The sequence below is a fragment of the Streptomyces sp. NPDC050548 genome (assembly GCF_044457385.1).
In the GTDB taxonomy this organism is placed as follows: domain Bacteria; phylum Actinomycetota; class Actinomycetes; order Streptomycetales; family Streptomycetaceae; genus Streptomyces.
Genome location: NZ_JBITGV010000011.1, coordinates 37,999 through 58,115, shown reverse-complemented (window position 1 = coordinate 58,115; position 20,117 = coordinate 37,999). Strand labels below are relative to the sequence as shown.

General features: G+C 69.0%; 13 protein-coding genes. 11 read left to right on the top strand and 2 right to left on the bottom strand.

Going from position 1 to position 20,117, the window contains the following annotated elements; genetic code table 11:
* Window positions 1–237 precede the first annotated feature (237 nt).
* Both betA and ACIBJH_RS28280 read left to right on the top strand, forming a co-directional pair.
* The gene (gene betA / locus ACIBJH_RS28285; RefSeq protein WP_399119697.1) at window positions 238–1,905 is read left to right on the top strand and encodes a choline dehydrogenase; all 1,668 of its coding nucleotides are present in this window, start codon (window positions 238–240) and stop codon (window positions 1,903–1,905) included.
* A gap of 6 nt (window positions 1,906–1,911) precedes the next feature.
* Window positions 1,912–2,748, top strand: a complete 837-nt coding sequence (locus ACIBJH_RS28280; protein ID WP_399119696.1) for a 5,10-methylenetetrahydrofolate reductase — start codon at window positions 1,912–1,914, stop codon at window positions 2,746–2,748.
* 37 nt (window positions 2,749–2,785) lie between these two features.
* Here the strand turns inward: ACIBJH_RS28280 and purU are convergent, their stop codons facing one another.
* The gene (gene purU, locus ACIBJH_RS28275) at window positions 2,786–3,658 is read right to left on the bottom strand and encodes a formyltetrahydrofolate deformylase (protein ID WP_399119695.1); all 873 of its coding nucleotides are present in this window, start codon (window positions 3,656–3,658) and stop codon (window positions 2,786–2,788) included.
* 220 nt (window positions 3,659–3,878) lie between these two features.
* Here purU and ACIBJH_RS28270 point away from each other — a divergent pair, with 220 nt between their 5' ends.
* The 9 genes from ACIBJH_RS28270 to ACIBJH_RS28230 all read left to right on the top strand — a co-directional run bounded on the left by ACIBJH_RS28270 (window position 3,879) and on the right by ACIBJH_RS28230 (window position 18,493).
* On the top strand, window positions 3,879–5,348 hold the full coding sequence (locus ACIBJH_RS28270; RefSeq protein WP_399119694.1) for an aldehyde dehydrogenase family protein: 1,470 nt from the start codon (window positions 3,879–3,881) through the stop codon (window positions 5,346–5,348).
* A gap of 20 nt (window positions 5,349–5,368) precedes the next feature.
* Window positions 5,369–6,457: a glycine betaine/L-proline ABC transporter ATP-binding protein gene (locus ACIBJH_RS28265; protein WP_399119693.1), complete on the top strand. Its 1,089-nt coding sequence runs from the start codon at window positions 5,369–5,371 to the stop codon at window positions 6,455–6,457.
* Window positions 6,457–8,463: an ABC transporter permease gene (locus tag ACIBJH_RS28260; RefSeq protein WP_399119898.1), complete on the top strand. Its 2,007-nt coding sequence runs from the start codon at window positions 6,457–6,459 to the stop codon at window positions 8,461–8,463. Before ACIBJH_RS28265 ends, ACIBJH_RS28260 begins: the two co-directional genes overlap by 1 nt.
* A 13-nt stretch (window positions 8,464–8,476) precedes the next feature.
* The gene (locus tag ACIBJH_RS28255; RefSeq protein ID WP_399119692.1) at window positions 8,477–9,439 is read left to right on the top strand and encodes an ABC transporter substrate-binding protein; all 963 of its coding nucleotides are present in this window, start codon (window positions 8,477–8,479) and stop codon (window positions 9,437–9,439) included.
* Between the two features lie 216 nt (window positions 9,440–9,655).
* The gene (locus tag ACIBJH_RS28250; protein ID WP_399119691.1) at window positions 9,656–12,094 is read left to right on the top strand and encodes an FAD-dependent oxidoreductase; all 2,439 of its coding nucleotides are present in this window, start codon (window positions 9,656–9,658) and stop codon (window positions 12,092–12,094) included.
* Window positions 12,095–12,115: 21 nt separating this feature from the next.
* Window positions 12,116–13,399, top strand: coding sequence for a serine hydroxymethyltransferase (gene glyA / locus ACIBJH_RS28245; RefSeq protein WP_399119690.1), 1,284 nt, complete (start codon window positions 12,116–12,118; stop codon window positions 13,397–13,399).
* The gene (locus ACIBJH_RS28240; protein WP_399119689.1) at window positions 13,396–14,628 is read left to right on the top strand and encodes a sarcosine oxidase subunit beta family protein; all 1,233 of its coding nucleotides are present in this window, start codon (window positions 13,396–13,398) and stop codon (window positions 14,626–14,628) included. Before glyA ends, ACIBJH_RS28240 begins: the two co-directional genes overlap by 4 nt.
* 12 nt (window positions 14,629–14,640) lie before the next feature.
* Entirely contained in the window at window positions 14,641–17,889 is a 3,249-nt protein-coding gene (locus ACIBJH_RS28235; protein ID WP_399119688.1) for a sarcosine oxidase subunit alpha family protein, read from the top strand.
* A complete protein-coding gene (locus tag ACIBJH_RS28230) occupies window positions 17,882–18,493 on the top strand; it encodes a sarcosine oxidase subunit gamma (RefSeq protein WP_399119687.1) in 612 nt (203 codons plus the stop codon). The genes ACIBJH_RS28235 and ACIBJH_RS28230 overlap by 8 nt, the downstream gene beginning before the upstream one ends.
* Before the next feature lie 64 nt (window positions 18,494–18,557).
* Here ACIBJH_RS28230 and ACIBJH_RS28225 read toward each other — a convergent pair whose 3' ends face one another.
* Entirely contained in the window at window positions 18,558–20,018 is a 1,461-nt protein-coding gene (locus ACIBJH_RS28225) for an MFS transporter (RefSeq protein ID WP_399119686.1), read from the bottom strand.
* Window positions 20,019–20,117 lie beyond the last annotated feature (99 nt).

Here is a 20,117-nt window from a genome sequence, read left to right as displayed (position 1 = left end):
TCTCGACCAGGCCATGGGCGCGGTCCACCCGCTCGCCCCATGACCCCGCCCCACCTGCCGCGCGCCCCGGTGTCCGGGGCGCCCGAGCGCTGCCCGCCCCGGCCCTGACACACTCGACCACCTGTAACAACCCCGAAACCCGGACCTTGCAAGTTGCGTTGCTCGCAACCTGGTGCGTATGGCGATACCCGTATTAGCATGCCTCGCGTATCTACGGCGCGAGCGAGACGAGAGATCATGGCTCCCCTGCAATACGACTTCGTCATCGTCGGCGGTGGATCCGCCGGCAGCGCACTGGCGAACCGGCTCTCCGCGGACCCGGGCAACAAGGTGCTCGTCCTGGAGGCCGGCCGGCCCGACTACCCGTGGGATGTCTTCATCCACATGCCCGCCGCGCTGACCTACCCGATCGGCAGCCGGTTCTACGACTGGAAGTACGAGTCGGAACCTGAGCCGCACATGGGCGACCGGCGCGTCTACCACGCGCGCGGCAAGGTGCTGGGCGGTTCCAGCAGCATCAACGGCATGATCTTCCAGCGCGGCAACCCCATGGACTACGAGCGCTGGGCCGCCGACGCCGGCATGGAGAGCTGGGACTACGCGCACTGTCTGCCCTACTTCCGGCGGATGGAGAACTGCCTCGCGGCCGAGCCCGACGACGAGTTCCGCGGCCACGACGGCCCGCTCGTCCTCGAACGCGGCCCCGCCACCAACCCGCTGTTCGGCGCCTTCCTCGACGCCGTGCAGGAAGCGGGCTATCCGCGCACCGACGACGTCAACGGCTACCAGCAGGAGGGCTTCGCACCCTTCGACCGCAACGTCAGCAGGGGCCGCCGGCTCTCCGCATCCAAGGCCTACCTGAAGCCCGTACGCAAGCGGCCCAACCTCACCGTCACCACACGCGCGATGGTCAACCGCGTCCTCTTCGAGGGCAAGAAGGCCGTCGGCGTCGAGTACAAGCATCGCGGCAAGCTCCACCAGGTGCGCGCCCGCGAGGTCATCCTCTGCGGCGGCGCCATCAACTCCCCGCAGCTGCTTCAGCTTTCGGGCGTCGGCAACGCCGAGGAGCTGAGCGCGCTCGGCATCGACGTCGTCCACGACCTGCCGGGCGTCGGCGAGAACATGCAGGACCACCTGGAGGTGTACATCCAGTACGCCTGCAAGCAACCCGTCTCCATGCAGCCGTACATGGCGAAGTGGCGCGCCCCCTTCATCGGCCTGCAATGGCTCTTCCGCAAGGGCCCGGCCGCCACGAACCACTTCGAGGCCGGTGGGTTCGCCCGCAGCAACGAGGACGTCGACTACCCCAACCTGATGTTCCACTTCCTGCCGATCGCGGTCCGCTACGACGGCTCGTCGCCGGCCGGTGGCCACGGCTACCAGGTGCACGTCGGGCCCATGTACTCCGACGCCATCGGCTCGGTGAAGATCAAGAGCAAGGACCCGCTGGAGCACCCGGCGCTGCGCTTCAACTACCTCTCCACGGAACAGGACCGGCGCGAGTGGGTCGAGTCGATCCGGGTCGCCCGCAAGCTCCTCAACCAGCCCGCGCTGGCCCCCTACAACGACGGCGAGATCTCGCCCGGCCCCTCCGTCGAGACCGACGAGGAGATCCTCGCCTGGGTCGCCAAGGAGGGCGAGACCGCCCTGCACCCCTCCTGCACCTGCAAGATGGGCACCGACGAGATGTCCGTCGTCGACCCGACCAGCATGCGGGTGCACGGAGTCGAGGGACTGCGGGTCGTCGACGCGTCGGTCATGCCGTACGTCACCAACGGCAACATCTACGCGCCCGTCATGATGATCGCCGAGAAGGCGGCCGACCTGATCCTCGGCAAGGAGCCGCTGGCTCCCTCCAAGGCCGTGTACTACCGCCACCGCGACGCCCAGAAGCAGGCCGGGTAGCCCGGGTTGGGCGGCGACGGTCTCAAGGCGCTGCTGTCGAGCGTCCGTTACGAGGTGCTGCCCGCGAAGGCGACCGAGGAGAAGGTCCTCGCCCATGTACCGCGCGATGTCGTCGTCACCGTGACGGCGTCGCCGGTCAAGGGCCTGGAACCGACCCTCGACCTCGTCGAGCGGTTGGTGGCGCACGGTTACCGCGTGGTCCCGCATGTGCCCGCGCGGCTGCTGCGGGACGACGCGCACCTCAAGGATGTCGCCGACCGGCTCCGGGAGACGGGTGTCGACGACGTCTTCGTGCCCGCCGGCGACGCCGATCCGCCGGCCGGGGTCTACGACGGGGCGCTGCCGGTGCTGCGCAGGCTGAGCGAGCTGGGCAGCCCCTTCGCCCGCGTCGGCATCACCGGCTACCCCGAGAGCCACCCCCTCATCCACGACGACCTCACCATCCAGGCCATGTGGGACAAGCGCACCCACGCCACGTACATCGTGAGCAACCTGTGCTTCGACGCGCGCGTGCTGGGGAAGTGGGTCGGCCGGATCCGGCGCCGCGACGTCACGCTGCCGCTGTACGTGGGTGTCGCGGGGCCGGTGCAGCGCGCGAAGCTGCTGGCCATGGCGACGAAGATCGGGGTGGGGGAGTCGACGCGGTTCCTCACGAAGCACGCCTCGTGGTTCCTGCGGTTCGCGGCGCCCGGTGGGTATTCGCCGGACCGGCTCCTCACCCGCGCCGCGGGGGCGCTCACCGCGCCCTCCGCGGGGGTGGCCGGCCTGCACGTCTTCACCTTCAACCAGCTCGCGGAGACCGAGCGTTGGCGTCGCGCGGCGCTGGACCGGCTGGGCGGCTGACCGGCCGACACCCGTATACGACTACGACCGCAACCGCTCAGCGGAACACCACCGTGCGATTCCCGTCCACCATCACCCGGCTCTCGCTGTGCCACTTCACCGCGTGCGCCAGCACCTGCGCCTCGACGTCCCGCCCCACCGTCACCAGCTCCTCCGCGTCGAGCGAGTGGTCGACGCGGACCACGTCCTGGTCGATGATCTGGCCCTCGTCCAGCTCCGGCGTCACATAGTGCGCGGTCGCGCCCACGAGCTTCACTCCTCGGTCGTACGCCTGCTGGTAGGGGCGGGCGCCCTTGAAACTGGGGAGGAAGGAGTGGTGGATGTTGATGGCGCGGCCCTCCAGCTCCTTGCACAGGTCGTCGGAGAGGACCTGCATGTAGCGGGCCAGCACCACCAGGTCGATGTCCAGCTCGCGCACCAGCTCAAGGAGACGCGCCTCTGCGTCCGCCTTCGTGTCCCTGGTGACCGGGATGTGGTGGAAGGGGATGCCGTAGGTGTCCGCGAGGCCCTCGAAGTCCCGGTGGTTGGAGACGATCGCCGGGATCTCGATGTTGAGGGCGCCGGTGCGCTTGCGGAAGAGCAGGTCGTTCAGACAGTGGCCGAACTTGGACACCATGATCAGGGTCCTGGTCGGCGTCGAGGCGTCCCGGAGGGTCCAGGAGATGCGGTACGCCTCGGCGACCGGGCCGAATCGGTAACGCAGTGTTTTCAGGTCGGCGTTTGGATCGGAAACGTCGAAGTGGACCCTCATGAAGAAGCGGCCCTTGAGCCGATCATCGAATTGCCGGCTCTCCAGGATGTTGCCGGAGTTCCGGACGAGGAAGCCGCTCACGGCGTGGACCAGTCCGGTGGTGTCCGGGCACGAGAGGGTGAGGACGAATTCGCGGCCAGGGTGCGGTCGAGGGGACATGAACGGCCTCCGTCGGTGCGTGTTGCGCAACATGGTGAGCGATACGCAACATGGTTGGGCCGTGCGCCGCTCGCGGTCAAGAGGCGGCCGGGCAATGGGCCGCATGGCGAAATCGTCATCTGCCAACCCCTTGACGTATGTCTGCACATTCGCGAGGGTGTTCCACCACAAGCAATACGGTGCACAATGCGCAACGGAATTCGCTCGAAGGGCTCCACACGTGGCAGACCTGTATGTGGACGGAGAATGGCGCGACGCGGTGGCCGGCGGTCACCGTGAGATCCGCTGTCCCGCCGACGGCACGCTCACCGCGACCGTGTCCGAGGGAACACGTTCCGACACCGAGGCCGCGATCGCCGCGGCCCGCCGCGCCTTCGACGAAGGACCCTGGCCGCGCACCCCGGAGCGGGAACGCGCCGCCCTGCTGCTGCGCACCGCCGACATCCTTGAGCGCGACGCCAAGGAGTTCGCCCGCGCCGAGTCGCTGGACTCCGGCAAGCGGCTGGTGGAGAGCGAGTACGACATCGCCGATGTCGTCTCCTGCTTCCGCTACTACGGCGGGATCGGCGGCACCGACGCCGGACGGGTCATCGACACCGGGCGCGACGACGCCGTAAGTCGGGTCGTCTATGAGCCCGTTGGGGTGTGCGGGCTGATCACCCCCTGGAACTACCCGCTGTTGCAGGCCAGTTGGAAGGTCGCTCCGGCGCTCCTCGCGGGCAACACGATCGTCCTCAAGCCCAGTGAGCTGACGCCCTCCACCTCCATCCTGCTGATGAAGGCGCTGGAGGAGGCCGGGCTGCCGGCCGGTGCCGCGAACCTCGTCCTCGGGACCGGGCCCGAGGTGGGCGCGCCGCTCTCCGAGGACCCCGCCGTCGACATGGTCTCCTTCACCGGGGGCCTGGAGACCGGCAAACGCATCATGGCCACCGCCGCCGCGACCGTGAAAAAGGTGGCGCTGGAGCTGGGCGGCAAGAACCCCAACGTCATCTTCGCCGACGCCGACTTCGAGACGGCCGTGGACTTCGCGCTCACGGCCGTCTTCCTGCACTCGGGCCAAGTCTGCTCCGCCGGTGCCCGGTTGATCGTCGAGGACTCGCTGCACGACCGCTTCGTGGACGAAGTGGTGCGCCGCGCGCGGCAGATCAGGCTCGGCGGGCCCTTCGACCCCGAGGCCGAGACCGGGGCACTGATCTCCGCACAGCACCGCGAGAAGGTCGAGGCGTATGTCGCGGCCGGGATCGCGGAGGGTGCCGTACTGCGGTGCGGCGGTGCGCGGCCGGCCGAACCAGCCCTGGCCGACGGGCACTTCTACCCGCCGACCGTCCTCGACGGCTGCACGCAGGACATGCGGGTGGTGCACGAGGAGTCCTTTGGACCGGTCCTGACCGTCGAGCGCTTCACCGACGAGGACGACGCCGTACGCATCGCCAACGACACCGAGTACGGACTCGCCGGCGCCGTCTGGACCCAGGACGCGGGCAAGGCCCAGCGGGTCGCCCGGCGGCTGCGGCACGGCACGGTGTGGATCAACGACTACCACCCCTATGTGCCGCAGGCGGAATGGGGTGGCTTCGGACACTCGGGCGTGGGACGGGAGTTGGGACCGACCGGCCTGAACGAGTACCGAGAGCCCAAGCACATCTGGCAGAACATCCAACCCCGGCCGCAGCACTGGTTCCGCGGCTGAACGCCGAAAAGAGGTCGATCGTGACCCCAGCACAGACCGAGGTGCCGCAGCGGCGCGGCACGCCCCAGGACTCGGGCCCCACCCCGGTCATCTCCGTGCGCAAGCTGTGGAAGGTGTTCGGGCCGAAGGCGGACCAGGTACCCGACTCAGAGGAACTGTGCGGGCTCACCCGGCGTGAGCTGATGGACCGCACCGGTTGCACCGCCGCCGTACGCGATGTGAACTTCGAGGTCTCGCCCGGCGAGGTCTTCGTCGTCATGGGCCTTTCCGGCTCGGGGAAGTCCACCCTGGTGCGATGTCTGACCCGGCTGATCGAACCCACCGCGGGTGAGATCGTCTTCGAGGGCGAGGACATCCGGGACGCGGACGCCAAGCGGCTGCGCGAGCTGCGGCGCCGTAAGTTCTCCATGGTCTTCCAGCACTTCGGGCTGCTGCCGCACCGCAGGGTTGTCGACAACGTGTCCTTCGGCCTGGAGATCCGCGGCATGAGCAAGGCCGAGCGCACCAAACGGGCCCTGGAAGTCGTCGAGTTGGTGGGCCTGTCGGGATACGAGAACTCCTACCCCGACCAGCTCTCCGGCGGTATGCAGCAACGCGTCGGTCTCGCCCGGGCGTTGGCGGGTGACCCGGACGTCCTCCTCTTCGACGAACCGTTCTCCGCGCTCGACCCGCTGATCCGCCGTGACATGCAGAACGAGGTCATCCGGCTGCACCACGAGGTCGGCAAGACCATGGTGTTCATCACCCACGACCTGTCCGAGGCGCTGAAGTTGGGCGACCGCATCCTCATCATGCGCGACGGCAAGATGGTGCAGTGCGGGACGGGCGACGAGCTGGTCGGCGCGCCCGCCGACGACTACGTGCGTGAGTTCGTGAAGGACGTGCCGCGCGGAGACGTCCTCACCCTGCGCTGGATCATGCGCCCCGCCGTGGACGGAGACGCCCTGGACGGCCCCGAGTTGGGCCCGGACGTCGTCGTACGCGAGGCCACGCGCGCGGTGCTCGCGGCCGACAAGCCGGTCAAGGTCGTCGAGAACGGCAAGCTGCTCGGCATCGTCGGCGACGAGGAGATCCTCGCGGTCGTCGCCGGGCAGGAAGGCGACGCGTGATGGCCGTCGCCGTGGAGAAACCGGAGCCCGCACAGCAAGTCGAGGACGCCGTACCGGACTTGAAGGGCCCGCGACGCAAGGTCACCCGGCCCATGATGGTCGGTGCCATCCTCGTCGTGTGGCTGGTGCTGTTCGCCGTGCTGCGCGGAAAGCAGACGCTGACGCTCGCGGCGGCCGACCTCACCGGACTGCACCGGTGGTTCAACGACCTCAACGACTCGGTCGGCGCCAACCGCAACTCCAACCCGCTCTTCCTCTACTTCTTCAACGAGATCCGCCTGGTCATCGACAACCTGGTGACCTTCGTCCAGGACCTGATCTCCCAGCCGAGCGGCGACCGACCGCTGCCGCAGATCGGCTGGCTCGGGGTCGTCGGCATCACCGGCTTCGTGTCCTGGGCCGTCGGCAACTGGCGGGTCGCGCTCCTCGCCATGGCCGGCTTCGCCTTCTTCGGGCTCCAAGGCCTGTGGCAGGAGAGCATGGACACCCTGGCGCTGACGCTCTCCGCCGTGCTCGTGGCGCTGGTGTTCGCGATCCCGCTGGGGGTGTGGGCGGGGCTGTCCGACCGGTTCAACCGGATCATCACGCCCTTCCTCGACTTCATGCAGACGATGCCGACCTTCGTCTACCTGGCCCCGCTCACCCTGATCTTCCTCATCGGTCCGGCCTCCGCCGTGATCGCCACGGTGATCTACGCGGCCCCGCCCGCGATCCGCATCACCGCGCACGGCATCCGCAACGTGCCCGAGACGACCGTCGAGGCGGCCGACTCGATGGGCTCGACCCGCTGGCAGTCGCTGCTGAAGGTGCTGCTGCCGATGGCCAAGCGGACCGTGGTGGTGGGCGTGAACCAGACCATCATGGCCGCCCTGGCCATGGTGACCATCGCCGCCCTGATCGACGCACCGGGTCTCGGCAAGACCGTCATGCAGGCACTGCAGTCGCTCGACGTCGGTACGGCCTTCAACGCGGGCCTGGCCATCGTCGTCATGGCGATCGTGCTGGACCGGGTCACGACGGCGTCCAGCACGCGTGCGGAGCAGGCCCGGAACTCGACGGGCCGCTTCCTGAAGTGGCGCCGCCCGCTGCTCGGTGCGGGCGCGATCGGCGTCGTCGTGCTGGTCTATCTCTCCCACACGTATCTGTGGGCGGCGCAGTACCCCGGCGACGGCACCACCGGCAGCCACATCGCGAGCGCGGCGGACAGCGTGACGACCTGGGTGCAGGACAACCTGTCGGGCCTCACGAACGCCTTCCGCAACGCGATCACCAACGGTCTGCTCAACCCGTTCCAGTCGCTGCTCACCGACTCCCCGTGGTGGCTCGTCGGCGCGGTGCTGGTCGGGCTCGCCGTGGTGCTCGGCGGGTGGAAGGTCTCCGTCACCACGGCCGTGTGCGTGGGCCTGCTGGTGGGCACCGGCATGTGGTCGGACGCCATGACGACGCTGGCCTCGACGATCGTGGCGACGGTACTGGTGATGGTGTTCGGCATCGCCTTCGGCGTGTGGATGGGGCGCAGCATGATGGTGGACCGGCTGCTGCGGCCCTCACTCGACGCGGCACAGGTCATGCCGCCCTTCGTCTATCTCGTGCCGTTCCTCGCGCTGTTCGGCCCGTCGCGCTTCACCGCGATCGTCGCCGCCGTCGTGTACGCCGTGCCGGTCGCCATCAAGATCACCGCCGACGGGATCCGGGACGTGCCCGAGACCACCGTCGAGGCGGCGACCGCGGCCGGCTGCAACACCTGGCAGATCATCACCAAGGTTCAACTCCCGATGGCACGCAGCGCCCTGACTCTCGCGACCAACCAGGGCCTGATCTACGTGCTGTCGATGGTTGTTGTGGGCGGCCTGGTGGGAGCCGGCGCCCTCGGCTACGACGTCGTAGCCGGATTCTCGCAGAGCGAGCTGTTCGGAAAGGGCCTGGCGGCGGGGCTGGCCATCGTACTGCTCGGAGTCATGTTCGACCGGATCACGCAGGCGGCGGCGCGCCGAACCAGCGCTTAAGGAGCTCGACACCATGGCAAGACACTGGCGAACCGGCGCGGCCGGTCTGGCCGTCCTCGGCCTCACCCTCACCGCCTGCGGCGGGGCGAAGGTCGGCGACACGTCCTCGGGATCGAGCAGCAGCTCGGGCAAGTGCGGGACCTTCAACCTCGCGGTCAACCCGTGGGTGGGCTACGAGGCGGACGCGGCGGTCGTCGCGTACGTCGCCCAGCACCAACTCGGTTGTACGGTCGAGAAGAAGGACCTCAAAGAGGAGATCGCCTGGCAGGGCTTCGGGACCGGCGAGGTCGACGCCGTCCTGGAGAACTGGGGCCACGACGACCTCAAGAAGAAGTACATCACCGGCCAGAAGACCGCCGTCGAGGCCGGCCAGACCGGCAACAAAGGCATCATCGGCTGGTACGTACCGCCGTGGCTCGCGAAGGCCCACCCGGACATCCTGAACTACAAGAACCTCAACAAGTACGCGTCCAAGTTCAAGACCTCCGAGTCGGGCGGCAAGGGTCAACTCCTCGACGGCGACCCGTCGTACGTCACCAACGACGCCGCGCTGGTGAAGAACCTGAAGCTGGACTTCAAGGTGGTGTACGCGGGCAGCGAGACCGCGCTCATCCAGGCCTTCCGCACCGCCGAGAAGAACAAGCAGTGGGTCATCGGCTACTTCTACGAGCCGCAGTGGTTCCTCTCCGAGGTCGCGCTCAAGAAGGTGTCGCTGCCCGCGTACACGACGGGCTGTGACGCCGTCGCGTCGAAGATCGCCTGCGACTACCCGGTCTACAACCTGGACAAGATCGTCAGCGCGAAGTTCGCCAAGTCGGGCAGCCCCGCCTACAACCTGGTGAAGAACTTCAACTGGACGAACGAGGACCAGAACACCGTCGCCAAGTACATCGCGCAGGACAAGCTGTCCGACGACGCGGCGGCGAAGAAGTGGATCGACGCGAACCAGGCAAAGGTGGACGCCTGGCTCAAGTAGCCGTAGCGGAAAGCCGGTTGACCATGCCCGGTGGGCGGTGCGCGCAGGTGCGTACCGCCCACCGGGCATCGCCGTGTTCGGGCCGTTGATCAGGGGCGTCGCCCGGCGTCCCGGACCCCTTGACACCCGCTCCTCGCGCCGGGCACATTGAGTTGCGCAACCTGAAGCATGTTGCGCAGACAGCAACCGGATTGCTCTCTAGCCGGAGGTGCGGCGATGGCGGGACCCCGAGTGGTCATCATCGGAGCGGGCGTCGTGGGGGCGGCGCTGGCGGACGAGATCTCCGCGCGAGGCTGGACCGAAGTGACCGTGGTCGACCAGGGCCCGCTGCCCGCCACCGGGGGTTCGTCCTCGCACGCCCCAGGACTGGTCTTCCAGACCAACTCCTCCAAGACCATGACCGAGTTGGCCCGCTACACGGTCGAGAAGTTCTGCTCCCTCGACGTCGACGGCAAGCCCTGCTTCCTCCAGGTCGGCGGCCTCGAAGTCGCCACCACCCCCGAGCGCGTCGCCGAACTCCACCGCCGCCACGGCTGGATCACCGCCTGGGGCATCGAGGCCCGCCTGCTCACCCCCGAGGAGTGCGTCGAGCACCACCCGCTCCTCGACCCCGACAAGGTCCTCGGCGGCCTCCTGGTCCCCACCGACGGCCTCGCGAAAGCAGTCCTCGCGGTGGAGGCCCAGATCCGCCGCGCCACGGACCGAGGCGTGACCTTCCTGGCCCGCCACGAGGTCCTGGACGTCCAGCGGGCCGACGGCCGCGTCACCGGCGTCCTCACCGACCAGGGCGAGATCCCCGCCGACATCGTCGTGTGCTGCGCCGGCATCTGGGGCCCGAAGATCGCCCGCATGGTCGGCATGAACCTCCCGCTGACCCCGCTCGGCCACCAGCTCGCCTGGACCGGTCCAGTCCCCGCCCTCGCCGGCCAGACGGAGGAGGCGGTCCGCCCGATCCTGCGCCACCAGGACGCCGACCTCTACTACCGCGACCGCTTCGACGCCATCGGCATCGGCTACTACGGCCACCGCCCCATGCCCATCTCGGCCGACGACATCCTCTCCGTCGACGAGGCGGCCGACATGCCGTCCGTCCTCAAGTTCACCGAGAACGACTTCGCGCCCGCGTGGACGGAGACCCAGTCCCTGCTCCCCGCGACGAAGGACGCGAAGGTCGAGGAGGGCATCAACGGCCTCTTCTCCTTCACCACCGACAACTTCCCCCTCCTCGGCGAGTCCCCGGACGTCAAGGGCTTCTGGGTCGCCGAGGCGGTCTGGGTCACCCACTCGGCGGGCGTCGGCCGCGCGATGGCCGAGTGGCTGGTCGACGGCTTCTGCTCGTCCTTCGACCTCCACGAGTGCGACGTCAACCGCTTCGAGCAGCACCAACTCGCCCCGGAATACGTCCTGGCCCGCGACTGCCAGAACTTCGTCGAGGTCTACGACATCCTCCACCCCCTCCAACCCTCCGGTAAGCCGCGCCCGATCCGCACCAGCCCCTTCCACACCCGCCAGCAGGAACACGGCGCGTTCTTCCTGGAGGCCAACGGCTGGGAGCGCCCCCAGTGGTACGAGGCCAACTCCAGCCTGGTGGAAGGCCGTTCGATCCCGACCCCCAACGACTGGGCGGCCCAGTACTGGTCGCCCATCGTCGGCGCCGAGGCCCAGGCCACCCGCGAGACCGTCGCGATGTACGACATGACGGCCCTCAAGCGCCTCGAAGTGACCGGTCCAGGCGCCGCCGACTTCCTGGAGGGCCTGGTCACCGGCAAGGTCGCCAAGTCGGTCGGCTCGGTGACGTACACCCTCCTCCTGGACGAGGACGGCGGCATCCGCAGCGACATCACCGTCGCCCGCCTGGCCCGCGACCAGTTCCAGGTCGGCGCCAACGGCAACCTCGACCTCGACTGGTTCACCCGCCACCTGCCCGCCGATGGAACGGTCCAGGTCCGAGACATCACCCCCGGCACCTGCTGCATCGGCCTGTGGGGCCCCCTGGCCCGCAAGGTCCTCCAGCCCCTGACGGACGAGGACTTCACCAACGACGGCCTCAAGTACTTCCGCGCCAAGCGGGCCTACATTGGAACGGTCCCAGTCACCGCCATGCGCCTCTCCTACGTCGGCGAACTCGGCTGGGAGCTGTACACCACAGCCGACCAGGGCCAGAAACTCTGGGACACCCTGTGGCAGGCGGCCCAGCCCCTCGGCGGTGTCATCGCGGGCCGAGGCGCCTTCAACAGCCTCCGCCTGGAGAAGGGTTACCGCTCCTTCGGCACCGACATGACCTACGAGCACGACCCCTACGAGGCCGGCGTCGGCTTCGCCGTCAAACTCGACAAGGGCGACTTCATCGGCAAGGCGGCCCTGGAACGCCGAAAGGCCGACGTGCGACGGCAGTTGACCTGCCTCACCATCGACGACCCCAGCTCGGTCGTCATGGGCAAGGAGCCGGTCTACGACGGCGAGCGCGCCGTCGGCTACGTCACCAGCGCCGCCTACGGCTACACGATCGGCAAGGGCATCGCCTACGCCTGGCTGCCGACCGAACTCACCACCCCTGGCACCCAGTTGCACATCGGCTACTTCGACGAGCGAGTCGAGGCGGTCGTAGCGCAGGAGCCGCTGTTCGACCCGACGATGTCCCGCCTCCGAGGCTAGCCGGAAGGACGAGAACGCCGAATGAACGCGCTGAACACGCCCCTGTCCGAACTGGATCCCGAGGTCCACGCCGCGCTCCGCGCCGAACTGCACCGCCAGCAGTCCACGTTGGAGATGATCGCCTCCGAGAACTTCGCGCCCTCCGCCGTACTGGAGGCCCAGGGCTCGGTCCTCACCAACAAGTACGCGGAGGGCTACCCCGGCCGCCGCTACTACGGCGGCTGCGAACACGTCGACGTCACCGAGCGGTTGGCGATCGAGCGGATCAAGTCCCTGTTCGGCGCGGGCTTCGCCAACGTCCAGCCGCACTCGGGCGCGCAGGCCAACACGGCGGTCTTCTTCGCCCTGTTGAAGCCCGGCGACACGATCCTCGGCCTCGACCTCGCGCACGGCGGCCACCTCACCCACGGCATGCGCCTCAACTACAGCGGCAAGATGCTGAACGTGGTGCCGTACCACGTCTCCGAGACCGACAACCTGGTCGACATGGACGAGGTGGAACGCCTCGCCAAGGAACACGGCCCCAAGATGATCATCGCGGGCTGGTCGGCGTACCCAAGGCAGTTGGACTTCGCGGAGTTCCGGCGGATCGCCGACGAGGTGGGCGCCCTGCTGATGGTCGACATGGCGCACTTCGCGGGCCTGGTGGCCGCAGGCCTGCACCCGAACCCGGTCCCGCACGCACACGTGACCACGACGACCACACACAAAACTCTCGGCGGCCCGCGCGGCGGAGTCATCCTCACCAACGAGGCGGACCTGGCCAAGAAGATCAACTCGGCGGTGTTCCCCGGCATGCAGGGCGGCCCCCTGGAACACGTCATCGCCGCGAAGGCGGTCTCGTTCAAGGTCGCCGCCTCACCCGAGTTCGCCGAACGCCAGGCCCGCACGCTCGCCGGCTCCCGCATCCTCGCCGAACGCCTCACGCGGCCGGACGTGGCCGCCACCGGGGTGAAGGTCCTCACCGGTGGCACGGACGTCCACCTGGTCCTGGTCGACCTGCGCGACTCGGAGCTGGACGGCAGGCAGGCGGAAGACCTCCTCCACGAGATCGGCATCACCGTCAACCGCAACGCCGTCCCCTTCGACCCGCGCCCGCCCATGGTCACATCGGGCTTGCGCATCGGCACCCCGGCACTGGCGACACGCGGCTTCACGGAGGAGGACTTCGCGGAGGTGTCCGACGTGATCGCGCTGGCTCTCCAACCGGACCCGGACATGGGCGAGTTGCGCACCCGCACGGAAGCCCTCGCCGCGAAACACCCGCTCTACCCGCACCTGTCCGAGGAGGACGACCCCCGATGACCCCGCGCACCCCGGGCGCCGACCTCCCCGAACACCCCGACTGGCTCTGGCGCACACCCGAGCCGAAGCGCTCGTACGACGTGATCGTGGTCGGCGGCGGAGGCCACGGACTGGCCACCGCCCACTACTTGGCGAAGAACCACGGCATCACGAACGTCGCGGTGCTGGAGAAGGGCTGGCTCGCGGGCGGCAACATGGCCCGCAACACCACGATCATCCGCTCCAACTACCTCTGGGACGAGAGCGCGGGCATCTACGAGCACGCGCTGAAGCTGTGGGAGGGGTTGGAGGAGGAGCTGGACTACCCGATCCTCTTCTCCCAGCGCGGAGTGCTGAACCTCGCCCACAGCCTCCAGGACGTCCGCGACAGCGTGCGCCGGGTCGAGGCGAACCGCCTGAACGGCGTGGACGCGGAATGGCTCGACGAACGACAGGTCAAGGAGGTCTGCCCGATCGTCAACATCTCACCGGACGTGCGCTATCCGGTGATGGGGGCCACGTATCAACCACGCGCGGGCATAGCCAAGCACGACCACGTGGCATGGGGCCTGGCCCGCTCGGCGGACGCCGCGGGCATCGACATCATCCAGAACTGCGAGGTCACGGGACTCGACATCGAGGGTGGCCGGGTGGTGGGCGTACAGACGACGCTCGGCCCGATAGCGGCAGGCAAGGTGGCCCTGTGCTCAGCCGGCCACACATCGGTCCTGGCGGCCATGGCGGGAATCGAACTCCCCCTCCAGAGCCACCCGTTGCAGGCACTGGTCTCGGAACTGCTGGAGCCGGTCCATCCCACGGTCGTCATGTCCAACGCGGTCCACGTGTACGTAAGTCAGGCGCACAAGGGCGAGTTGGTGATGGGCGCGGGCATCGACTCGTACAACTCGTACACGCAGCGCGGCGCGTTCCACATCATCGAGGAGCAAATGGCGGCGGCGCTGGAGCTGTTCCCGGTCTTCGCCCGCGCGCACGTCCTGCGCACGTGGGGCGGCATCGTGGACGTCACCCCCGACGCTTCCCCCATAGTCGGCCTCACCCCGGTCGACAACCTCTACTTGAACTGCGGTTGGGGAACGGGCGGTTTCAAGGCCACCCCGGGCGTCGGCTGGGTCTACGCCCACACCATCGCCCACGACACGCCTCACCACCTCAACGCCCCCTTCTCGCTCGACCGTTTCACCACCGGCGCGCTCGTCGACGAGCACGGCGCCGCCGCGGTGGCCCACTAGGGAGCCCGAACCATGCTGCTGATCCCCTGCCCCTGGTGCGGGCCCCGCGACGAAGCCGAGTTCCACTACGGCGGCCAGGCCCACGTGGCCTACCCGGAGACCCCGGCCGACCTGACCGACGAGGAATGGGCTCGCTACCTCTTCTTCCGCGCCAACCCCAAGGGCCCGTTCGCGGAACGCTGGAGCCACGCGGCGGGCTGCCGCCGCTGGTTCAACGCGATACGGGACACGTCGACGAACGAGATCCTGAGGGTGTATCGGGCGGGGGAGGAGCGACCGGCCACATACGAACCCCGTCAGGCAGAGTCAGCCCGTCCGGCGTTTGAGGACGAGGCCCCTTCAGGGCCGACGGGGGTCCAGGGGGCAGAGCCCCCTGGTGGGGTCGAAGGGGCAGAGCCCCTGGAGGACGGGACGGGTAGGGGCGGCGGGGGCGAGACCCATCCGTTCCGCCACCCCACCCACGGCCGAATCCACCGAGACACCCCCCTCACCTTCACCTTCGACGGCACCGAATACACGGGCTACAAAGGCGACACCCTCGCCTCCGCCCTCCTCGCCAACGGCATCATCCAAACCGGCACCAGCATCAAACTCGGCCGCCCCCGAGGCATCTTCACCGCCGGCGTCGAGGAACCCAACGCGGTCATCCAGATCGAGGCCCCGTTCCCCGAGCCGATGCTCCCGGCCACGACCGTCGAGCTGTACGACGGCCTGGTGGCGACCAGCCTCCCGGGCCAGGGTCGTCTCGCCACGGAACCGGACCCCGCCCGCTACGACGCGGTCCACACCCACTGCGACCTGCTGGTCGTAGGCGCAGGCCCCGCCGGCCTCGCGGCAGCCGCAGCCGCAGCCCGCAGCGGAGCCCGAGTCATCCTGGCCGACGACCGCCCCGAACTGGGCGGCACCCTCCTGGACACGGCCCAACTCCTCGACTGGGTGGCGGAGTTGAACGAGGAACTCACCACCACCCCCGAGGTGCGCGTACTGCCCCGCACCACCGTCTTCGGCCACTACGACGACAACCACCTCCTCGCCGTGGAACGCCGCACGAACCACCTCGGCGCAGCGGCCCCCACCCACGTCTCCCGCGAACGCGTCTGGCGCATCCGAGCCCGCAGGGTCGTCCTGGCAACGGGCGCCCACGAACGCTCCCTCGCCTTCGCGGACAACGACCGCCCCGGCGTGATGCTCGCCGCCTCGGCCCGCGCCTACGTCAACCGCCACGGCGTCCTACCAGGCCGCCAGGCCGTCGTCTTCACCACCAACGACAGTGCGTACGCAGCCGCGTTGGACCTCGCAAAGGCCGGAATCCACATCGCGGCGATCGTGGACACCCGCCCGTCAGAACCGGGCGAGTGGGCGCGCCGAGCCCGCGAGGCCGGCATCGAAGTACTGACCGGTCACGCAGTCGTCGCCACCGAGGGCACCCCACGACTCACCGCCGTGACGGTCGCCCCGTACGGCGAAACCACGGGCACGACACGGCACTTCGCGACCGACCTCCTCCTGGTCTCCGGCGGCTGGAACCCGGTCGCCCACCTCTACAGCCAGGCCGGCGGCAAACTCCGCTACGACGACACTCTCGGCTCCTTCGTCCCCGACACCTGCCGGCAAGCGGTCGAGGTCGCGGGCAGCGCGAACGGAGCGATGGACCTGGCCGAAGCCCTCGCCCAGGGCGCGGCCGCAGGCACCCGCGCGATCGAGGCCGAGGGCTACACCGCCGAGACACCGAACCTGCCGCAGCCGCCCACCGAACCGGCCACCACCCCCGCCATGCAGGTCTTCCTCGTCCCCTCCACCACCGACGCCCCCCGCTTCGTGGACCTCCAACGAGACGTCACCGTAGGCGACTTGACCCGCGCCACATCCGCCGGCCTCAACTCGGTCGAACACACCAAGCGCTACACGACGGCAGGCACGGCCAACGACCAGGGCAAGACCTCCGGCATCCTGGCGAGCGGGGTGGTCGCCGAACTCCTCGGCGTCGACATCTCGGACCTCGGCACCACAACATTCCGCCCGCCCTACACCCCCGTCTCCTTCGCCACCCTCGCAGGCCGAGACCGGGGTGCCCTGCACGACCCGATCCGTACGACCGCGCTGCATGACTGGCACGTCATGCAGGGCGCCCTGTTCGAGAACGTCGGCCAGTGGAAGCGCCCTTGGTACTACCCGCAGAGCGGCGAGGACATGGAGACCGCGGTCCTGCGCGAGTGCGTGGCTGCCCGCGAGAGCGTTGCTTTCATGGACGGGTCCACGCTCGGCAAGATCGACGTACAGGGCCCGGACGCCCCCGTCTTCCTCGACCGGCTCTACACCAACATGATGAGCAACCTGAAGGTCGGCATGATCCGCTACGGCGTCATGTGCCGCCCGGACGGCATGGTCTTCGACGACGGTACGGCCATCCGCCTCGCCCCGGACCGCTACCTGGTCACCACGACCACGGGCAACGCCGCCGCCGTACTCGACTGGATGGAGGAGTGGCACCAGACCGAGTGGCCCGAACTCCGCGTCCACTGCGCCTCGGTGACCGAACAGTGGGCCACGGTCGCCCTGGTCGGCCCCCGCTCACGCGAGGTGCTCGGCTCGCTCGCGCCCCAACTGGCCGTCGGCAACGACGACTTCCCCTTCATGGCCTGGCGGGACACGACCGTCGCGGGCATCGAGGCAAGGGTGTGCCGGATCAGCTTCTCCGGCGAACTCGCCTACGAGATCAATGTGTCACCGTGGGAGGCGCTCGCCCTGTGGGAGGCGCTGTACGAGGCCGGCGCCCCCTTCGGCATCACCCCGTACGGCACCGAGACCATGCACGTCCTGCGCGCCGAGAAGGGCTACCCGATCATCGGCCAGGACACCGACGGCACGGTAACTCCCCAGGATCTCGGCATGAGTTGGGCCGTGTCGAAGAAGAAGCCCGACTTCATCGGCAAGCGCTCCTACGTCCGCGCCGACGCCGTCCGCCCCGACCGCAAGCACCTGGTCGGCCTGCTCCCGGACGACCCCGCCGCCTTCCTCCCCGAGGGCACCCAGCTGATCGCCGACAGCGTGCTCCCGGCCCCGCCCGTCCCGATGCTCGGCCACGTCACCTCCAGCTACCGCAGCGCCGCTCTCGGCCGCACCTTCGCCCTCGCCCTGATCAAGGGCGGCCGGGACCGCATCGGCGAACGCCTCTACGCCCCCGTGGGCGACGAGTTGATCCCGGTCACCGTCGCAAGCCCCGTCCTCTACGACCCCGAAGGAGCCCGCCGCGATGGCTGACACCGTCCTCTCCGTGCCGCGCCGCAGCCCCCTCACGGGTGCCGCGGGTCGGCTGGCCGCCGCGGCCCGTTCCTCCGGCGGCGCGGTCCGGCTGGCCGAACTGCCCTTCCTGGCCCAGGTGAACGTCCGGCTCGACGCGAAGGGCGCGGCGGCGGACGCCGTAGGACTCGCTCTGGACCTGTCCCTGCCTCTGGAGCCCAACACGGTCGTGCGGTCCGGGGAGTTGAGGGTGCTGTGGCTCGGTCCGGACGAGTGGCTGGTGGTGGGGCCCCCGGACACCCAGCGGGACCTGGAGGACCGGATCCGGGCGGCGAGCGGTGATGAGCACGTGGCCGTCACCGATGTGTCCGCCCAGCGCACCACCCTCCTCGTCTCGGGCGCCCGGGCCCGTGACCTGCTCTCCCATGGCTGCCCCCTGGACCTGCACCCGCGTGCCTTCGGCGCCGGGCGCTGCGCTCAGTCCACCGTGGCCCGCACCCAGGTCGTGCTGGTCGCCCGGGACGAACCCGGGTCCGGATTCTGGGTGTTGGTGCGTTCGTCCTTCGCCGGGTATCTGACGGACTGGCTGCTGGACGCGGCGGCCGAATACATCCAGGAAGCCTGAACCTGCGGTACGCCGAAGGCCGTTCGCCCGTCGCCGGGAGAACGGCCTTCGCGGCGTGCTGACTTCAGGCTGCCTGGCCGACCTCCACCTCGTCGAGGCGCTTGCCCCTGGGGATCAGGGAGACGAGCACCGCGCCCAGGGCGACGCAACCGACCACCAGCCAGAGCCCGTTGGTGAACCCGGCGTCGAGATAGAACTGGGTGCCCTTGAGGACCGCCCCGTGCTGCGCCATCACGACGAAGGCCAGCTGGGAGACCACGATCTGGGCGACGCCCTGGCCGAGGGTCTGGACGCCGTTGGCCAGCGCCTGTTCCTCGGGGGTGACCACGTGGATGATCATGATGGGCACGATCGCCATCACGATGCCCGTGCCGAGTCCCGCGATCACGCCCATCTCGATGATCTGCGGGGCGCTGTGGTGCAGATGGGTGCCGATGCCGTAGCCGAGGACCGCGAGCGCGGCTCCGGTGCCCAGCAGGATGCGGGCGTCCACGTGGCGGGAGAGCAGGCCGGTACCGACGGCCCCGATGATGATCATGGCGCTGATCGGGCTGGTGACGATGGCGTTGTGGGTGCCGGACCAGCCCAGGCCCTCGGAGACGGTGGGGATCTTCGGCATCAGGATCAGCAGCTGGATCACCACGCCGACGGCGCTCAGTGAGCCGGCCGCGATGGACGTGGCCAGCAGGACCGTCCACACCGGGCGGCGGCGGGTCATGGAGAGCGGGAACAGGGGCTCGGCGACCTTGCGCTCCACGAAGACGAAGGCGATGAGCGCGATCGCCGCCCCGACGACCCAGGTGATGAACCTGCCGCTGCCCCAGCCCCAGTGCGTGCCCTGGCCGACGGCGTAGATGACCGCCGTGACCCCGCCGCCGAGGAGGATTCCGCCGGCCCAGTCCATCCGGCCGGCCGCGGCGCGGATCGGGCTCTCCGGCACGAAGGCCAGCACCAGCAGGAAGCTGGCGGCCGTGCTGATGGCCATGAACCACAGGACGCCCCGGAAGCCGTAGTCGTCCAGCAGCCAGCCGGACAGGAACGGTCCACCGAAGGCGACGAGACCGACACCGCCGGCCAGGATCCCGCTGGCCACCCCGACCCACTTGCGCGGGAAGACGTCACGGGTGATGGCGTAGGCGAGCGGGGCGCTGGCGGTGTAGATGCCCGCGATGCCGCGGCCGATCAGCAGGGTGCGGTAGTCGGTGGCGACGGCGGCGATCAGGTCACCGGTGAAGCCGAGCCCCGTGGCGACGAGCAGGACGCGCTTCTTGCCGAAGATGGCCGCGGCCTTGACCGCGAACGGCAGGAAGAACGTGCCGGTCAGCAGGGTCATCAGGGTGAACCACGCGATCTCGGTGGTCCTGAAGTGGATCGCGATGTCGGCCTGCGCGATGCCGGACAACGCGGCGATCAGCGCGACCAGTTGAACGGTCCATACGAGAGCGACGATGACGAGGACGTTGCGGGTCGTCGAGGGGGATCTCTCGTCGTCCCGTGGGGGAGTGAGCTGGGTCTGGGAGGACATCGGCGGCCTTCCGGTCAGTGAGCGGGGCGAAGGTCCAGTGAGGCGATAAATTAGACCTAACGGTCGGTACAATCAATGAGTTGCGCAGAAAGAAAACTG